This is a genomic window from Streptomyces sp. T39 (genome assembly GCF_008042045.1).
In the GTDB taxonomy this organism is placed as follows: Bacteria; Actinomycetota; Actinomycetes; order Streptomycetales; family Streptomycetaceae; genus Streptomyces.
On the sequence record NZ_RDBP01000040.1, the window covers coordinates 46,965 to 53,091 of the forward strand.

At 73.6% G+C, this 6,127-nt stretch carries 4 protein-coding genes; 2 read left to right on the top strand and 2 right to left on the bottom strand.

Annotation, left to right across the window (positions count from 1 at the left end; genetic code table 11):
• The first annotated feature begins 131 nt into the window (after positions 1-131).
• Positions 132-2,870: a Tat pathway signal sequence domain protein gene (locus EAO77_RS28390; protein ID WP_147991189.1), complete on the top strand. Its 2,739-nt coding sequence runs from the start codon at positions 132-134 to the stop codon at positions 2,868-2,870.
• Positions 2,871-2,958: 88 nt separating this feature from the next.
• On the opposite strand, the gene EAO77_RS28395 is transcribed toward EAO77_RS28390, so the two are convergent.
• Entirely contained in the window at positions 2,959-3,888 is a 930-nt protein-coding gene (locus EAO77_RS28395; protein ID WP_147991190.1) for a PmoA family protein, read from the bottom strand.
• Complete coding sequence (locus tag EAO77_RS28400; protein ID WP_147991191.1) at positions 3,885-5,027, bottom strand: Gfo/Idh/MocA family protein; 1,143 nt, start codon at positions 5,025-5,027, stop codon at positions 3,885-3,887. Before EAO77_RS28400 ends, EAO77_RS28395 begins: the two co-directional genes overlap by 4 nt.
• Before the next feature lie 379 nt (positions 5,028-5,406).
• Here EAO77_RS28400 and EAO77_RS28405 point away from each other — a divergent pair.
• The coding region (locus EAO77_RS28405) for a hypothetical protein (RefSeq protein ID WP_147991192.1) at positions 5,407-6,127 on the top strand (721 nt) is incomplete at its 3' end.

Genomic DNA, 6,127 nt, shown 5'->3' on the forward strand with positions numbered 1-6,127 from the left:
CCCCGCACCCGTGCGACCTCCGACCCCCGCGCCGCCCGAACGGCGGCGCCGGGAGGTGTCCCGACCGGACGCGCCCGCGCACCACCCGCTCTCCGCTGCCCCACGAGGAACCATTCACCGAAGGAATCGACATGTCACCGATATCCCGCAGGTCCCTGCTCTCGGCCGCCACCGCCGCCGGAGCGGCCGCCCAGTTCAGCTGGGCGCTCGGCGGCGCCACCGCGCAGGCGGCGCCCCGGTCCGAGGCCGGGCGGCCCGAACCGGTCACCCTCGGCTGGCTGGAGTCCGGCGGGCTCGGCGCCGCGCCGGGAACGACGCTGGGAGTGCCGTGGCCCAAGGGCGCGCATCCCGGGAACCAGAAGTTCGCGCTGACCACCGCCGACGGCAAGCAGGTGCCGGTGCAGTCCTGGCCCCTCGCGCAGTGGCCCGACGGCTCGCTGAAGTGGTCCGCCCACGCCATCGGCCCCGAGACCACGGCGGACACCTTCACCCTGACCGCCGGTGAGCCCGCCGCGCCCGCGCGCCGGATCACGGTGGGGCGCGACGGCGGCACCGTCACCGTGGACACCGGTGTCATCGTCGCCCGGCTCGGCCGCAGCGGGTCGAGCCTCGTCAAGTCCGTCACCCGCGGTGGGACGGAGATCGCCGCGAACGGGCGCCTCGTCCTGCTGCGGCAGGGCGAGATCGAGGACGGCGACCAGGGCAAGGAGTCGTACGAACGCTTCGAGAGCACCATCCTCGCGACCGAGGTCGAACAGGACGGCCCCGTCCGCGCGGTGGTCCGCATCGACGGGAAGCACCGCCGCGGCAGCCGCAGCTGGCTGCCCTTCTCCGTCCGGCTCTACTTCTACGCCGGCTCCGAGTCCTTCCGGATGGTCCACACCATCACCTACGACGGCACACAGGAACCCGGAAAGGCCGGCGGCGACTTCATCCGGGGGCTCGGCGTCCGCTTCACCGTGCCCATGCGGGACGCGTCCTACGACCGGCACATCCGGATCGGCGGCGACGGCACGGGCCTGCTCAGGGAGGCCGTCAAGGGCATCACCGGGCTCCGCCGCGACCCCGGTGCCGCCGTCCAGGCGGCACAGTTCGACGGACGCAGGCTGCCCGACCCCGCGACCTGGGACCAGCGGGTCACCACCCGGCTCCATCTGATCCCGGAGTGGGGCGACTTCACCCTCAGCCAGCTGTCCGCCGACGGCTTCACCCTCCGCAAGCGCACCAAGAAGGGGCACGGATGGATCGCCGCGGGCGGCGGACGACGCGCCTCGGGCTTCGGCTACGTCGGCGGGGCGAGCGGCGGGCTCTCCTTCGGGCTGCGCGACTTCTGGGAGAAGCACCCCGCCGGCCTCGACATCCGCGACGCGCACACCGACAGCGCCGAGGTCACCCTGTGGCTCTGGTCCCCCGAGGCCCAGCCGATGGACCTGCGGTTCTACCACGACGGCCTCGGCCAGGACACCTACGCCGAGCAGCTGGAGGGCCTCAACATCACCTACGAGGACTACGAGCCCGGCTTCGGCACCCCGTACGGCATCGCCCGCACCAGCGAACTCCTCTTCTGGGCCCACGACACCACCCCCGACGCCGCGCACCTGGCCAAGGAGACGGCCGCCGTGCGCACGCCCCCGCAGCTCGCCGCGCCGCCCGCGCACATGGTGGCCGCCAGGGTCTTCGGCGGTCTCTTCTCCGAGCCCGACCGCTCCACTCCCGCCAAGGCGCGGATCGAGGACCACCTCGACTTCCTGTTCACGTACTACCGCGACCAGGTCGACATGCGCCGCTGGTACGGCTTCTGGGACTACGGCGACATCATGCACAGCTACGACCCGGCGCGGCACCAGTGGCGCTACGACGTCGGCGGCTATGCCTGGGACAACTCCGAACTGTCGCCCGACCTCTGGCTGTGGTACGCCTACCTGCGCTCGGGCCGCGCCGACATCTTCCGCTTCGCCGAGGCGATGACCCGCCACACGGGCGAGGTCGACGTCTACCACCTCGGCACCTGGGCGGGACTCGGCACCCGGCACGGCGTCCAGCACTACGCGGACAGCGCCAAGCAGCAGCGCATCGCCAACACCACCTACCGGCGCTTCTACTACTTCCTGACGGCCGACGAGCGCACCGGCGACCTGATGCACGCCAACGTGGACTCCGACGAGACCTTCCTCGCGCTGGACCCGATCCGGAAGATCCGCACCGAGCCGTACACCCCCGACCGCCACGCCCTGTCCATCGGCTTCGGCACCGACTGGAGCGGACTGGTCTCCGCCTGGCTCACCGAGTGGGAGCGGGGCGGCCCCAAGGCGGAACGCGCGCGGGCGAGGGTCCTGTCCACGATGGAGACGATCGCCGCGCAGCCCAACGGCTTCGTCCAGGGCAGCGGTCTCTACGACCTCGACACGGGCCGCTTCGCCGTGGAGACGGAGCCCAAGGTCTCCGTCTCCCACCTGTCGGCCGTCTTCGGCCTGAACGAACTGTGCGCGGAGCTCATCGACCTGGTGGACATGCCGCAGTTCAAGGAGGCATATCTCGACTACTGCCGCTACTTCAACGCCACCAAGGCGGAGCAGGCGGCACGGTACGGCTCCCACTTCGGGTCGCTGATCCTCTTCCAGGGCCACTCGCGGCTCGACGCGTACGCCGCCGTGCAGACCGGCGACCAGAAGCTCGCCCAGCGGGCCTGGGAGAAGTTCTACAACAGCGACGGTTACCGCGAGTCGGCCCCCTGGACGACCAAGGAGGTCGGCGGCCCGGTCACCCTCGTGCCGGGCAGCGAGGCCGACTGGGTGTACACCAACGACACCGCCCTCTACGGCCTGGCGGCCATCGAGAACCTGGCGCTGGTGGGCGACCGGATGCCGTGATCGCCCGCGCCGTGAACGCCCGGGCCGCGGGCGGGAGTTCTCCCGCCCGCGGCCCGGGCGCCGCCGTGTGCCGCCGCGCGGCACACGGTCACCAGTCCTTCAGATGCCCCTCGACCGCGTCCCGGTCCAGCTCGCCGTCGGCGACCACGATCCGGTAGCGGTAGGCGAAGCGGGCACCGGGCGGCAGCGCGAACTCCTCGAAGAAGGCCCAGGAGAACGCGACCGTCGGGACGGGCTCGGAGCGCACGAACCAGTGGGACGGATGGGCGGCGCCGGCGTTCTCCGGCGCGTGCGCGAAGACCAGGGTGCTGCGCGCGTCCACCTCGTCGTGCACCCCGGTGAACGCCAGCCACCGCGCGGGGCTGCCCATCAGGGCGGCCGCGCCGGCCTCGCCCGCACCGCCGCTCCCCTCGGGGCCCAGCACGTCGCCGCCGGTGAAGTCACGCGGACCCCGCCAGTGCAGCCCGGTGTACCCGGCGCTCGGGCGCCCCGCGGTGGTCGGCGAGCCGAACCGCAGCGGTGCGTCGTGGATGTTGGTGAGCGCGATCGTCCAGTCGAGCGCCCAGGCGCCTGCGCCGGGATCCACCGAGTGCACCGTCAGGGTGCGCCGCTCACGGGCCCACTCGCGGCCGCCGTTCTCGACCCAGGTCAGATGCTCGTCCAGGGTGACGCGGTCGCCGCCGGGGGAGAGCGGCTCGAACCGGTCGTGGCGCATCCGTCCGATGCGGTCCGGGAGCGGCAGGTAGCCCTCCCCGTGGACGTAGGAGTTGCCGCCCCAGAAGTTCTGCCCCGACAGGTGACTCGCGGTCATCTGGAGGCCCTTGTGCCAGCGGTGGTCGTTCGGCCGGTAGCCGGTCACCGTGCGGCCGGACAGGGTGCGCAGCGGGTGGACGTAGGGTTTGCGCGACTCGAACGCCTCGGGGTCCGGCCGGTACACGTAGGTCAGCAGCTCCACCCCGGCGGCGGAGACCGCGATCCGCTCGCCGTGGGTGTGGGTGACGGTGATCCGCGCGCTCACACCCCCGCCTCCGCCTCGCCCGCCGGGGCCCACTCGGGGTCGCCGCCGTGCATCGCCGCGTAGTACGGGTCGCCGGGGACGATCTCCCCGGCGTGCACCGGCCGCCCGGTGAAGGCGGACTTGTAGAGCGCGGCCACGAACTCCACCGTCCGGCGGGCGTCCGCGCCGCTGCCGGGCGGCCGGGTCCCGGCACGCATGGCCGCGAGGACCTCCGCCAGCTGCGCGGAGTGCGAGCTCGGACGGTTCGCGGCGGGCGTCCGCCAGGAACCGACGCGCGCCTCGTCGCCGGCGGCGTGCGGCGCCGGGGTGTAGACCCAGTCGTCGTTGGTGTGCCCGTACAGATGGGTCAGCTCGACGGTGGCGTCGGCGCAGTCCACGCGGATCCGGCTGACCTCCTGCGGGGAGACGACGCTGTTGACGACCGTGGCCATGGCGCCGTCGGCGAAGCGGACGAGGGCGGTGGAGACGTCCTCGCTCTCGACGTCGTGCACCAGCCGGCCGGCCATGGCCCGGATCTCGGTCCAGTCGCCGAGGAGGTGCAGCATCAGGTCCATCTGGTGGATGCCGTGGCCCATGGACGGCCCGCCGCCTTCGCTCGCCCAGCGCCCGCGCCAGGGCACCGCGTAGTAGGCGGCGTCCCGGTACCAGGTGGTCTGGCAGTGGGCGACCAGGGGCCTGCCCAGCGCCCCGGTGGTGAGCAGGTCCCGGGCGTGGACCGCGCCGGAGCCGTAGCGGTGCTGGAAGACGACCGAGGCGTACGGTCCCGGGGCCCCGTCCCCGGCCTCCGCCCCGGCGATGGCGTCGTGCTCGGCGAGCGACAGGCAGAGCGGCTTCTCGCACAGCACCCAGGCGCCGGCGCGGAGCGCCTCCACGGTCTGCTCGCGGTGGAAGGCCGGCGGCGAGCCGAGGAGCACCAGATCGGGCCGGGCGTCGGCGAGCATGTCGTCGAGCCGGGTGTAGCCCTTGACGTCCGTGCCCGCCGCGGCACGGAAGTCGTCGAGCATCGCCGGGTTCACGTCGACGGCGGCGACGAGTTCGACCTCGTCCGCGTGGTCGGCCAGAGCGGGCAGATGGCAGCCCCGGGCGATGGCTCCGGTGCCGACGACCGCGGCCCGCAGCCGGGCGGGATGGGGTGACATGCGGTGCTCCTCGTGCGTAGAAAGCGCTTGCTGTCACCCTACGGGGCACCCCCGGTCGCGACAACCCTCACCAGGCCGGTCCGTACGGGGACGATGCGCCGGGCCGGAGGGAGGGGCGGGGCGCGGGCTCGCGGGTCGGTTCCGGCGGGTGCGGGCCGGCGGCGGTGCGTCCGTCGGCGGAGCGGGCCGTCGGCGGGTGCGGGCCGGACGGCGGTGCGGGCCGAGGCCGTGATGGGGGCCGGACGCCAGGTGTCCGCACTGCTCCAGAGGTCGGATGGAAGCGCCGCCGGGTTCCCGTCGCACCCTATGGCCTCAATCACATCCGCCCCCTCGTTCACCGGAGTACTGCCACGGCTCCGGCGCTGGCACGATGACCTCCATGGGAGCCGGATCCGCACTCCGCCTCACGCACGCGGCAGTGTTCGCGGCCGTGTGCGTCGTGGTGTCCGGTCTCGGCCACTCCCTCTCCTCCCGCTGCCCCCTGCCCCTGTACACGCTCTGCCTCGCCTTCCTGTTGACGGGTGCGGCCGGCTGGCTGCTGTGGCTCCTGCCGCGGCGTGCGCCGGTGGCGCTCGGGGCGAGCGCGCTCGGTCAGCTCGCGCTGCACACGCTCTTCGACGCGGCGCACCCCTGTGCTCGCGACACCGGCGCCGCTGCCCACCACGCACTGCTGCCCGTGCTGCCCCCGGGCGCCGAGGTCCCGTCCCTGCACACCGCGCACGAGGGCGTGGTGCCGGCGGCCTCCGTCCTGATGACCGCCGTCCACCTGCTGGCCGGTCTGCTCTGCGGATGGTGGCTGTGGCGCGGCGAGGTGGCCGCCGACGGACTGGCGCGCTCCCTCTCGCTGTTCGTCCCCTCCCGGCTGCGCGTCGTCGTGCACGCGGTCCGCGGCTGGACCGTCCCGGAGGCGGTCGCGCCCCTCGTGGCCGCCCCCCGCCCCGTCCGGCCGCGTGCACGACGACGCGCAGCCGGGAGGGGACGAACAGCGAGAGGGAGCGCGCCAGTCCGTCGGCGGCCACCTCGCCGCGCCACAGCCACCATCCGCAGAGCAGACCGGCCAGCAGGTGGACGGCGGTCATCAGGACGGAGGCCGCCGGCAC

Bases quoted from the DNA above. Each gene is read 5' to 3' on its own strand.
- EAO77_RS28400 (WP_147991191.1), bottom strand. From the start codon at position 5,027: ATGTCACCCCATCCCGCCCGGCTGCGGGCCGCGGTCGTCGGCACCGGA.
- EAO77_RS28390 (WP_147991189.1), top strand. From the start codon at position 132: ATGTCACCGATATCCCGCAGGTCCCTGCTCTCGGCCGCCACCGCCGCC.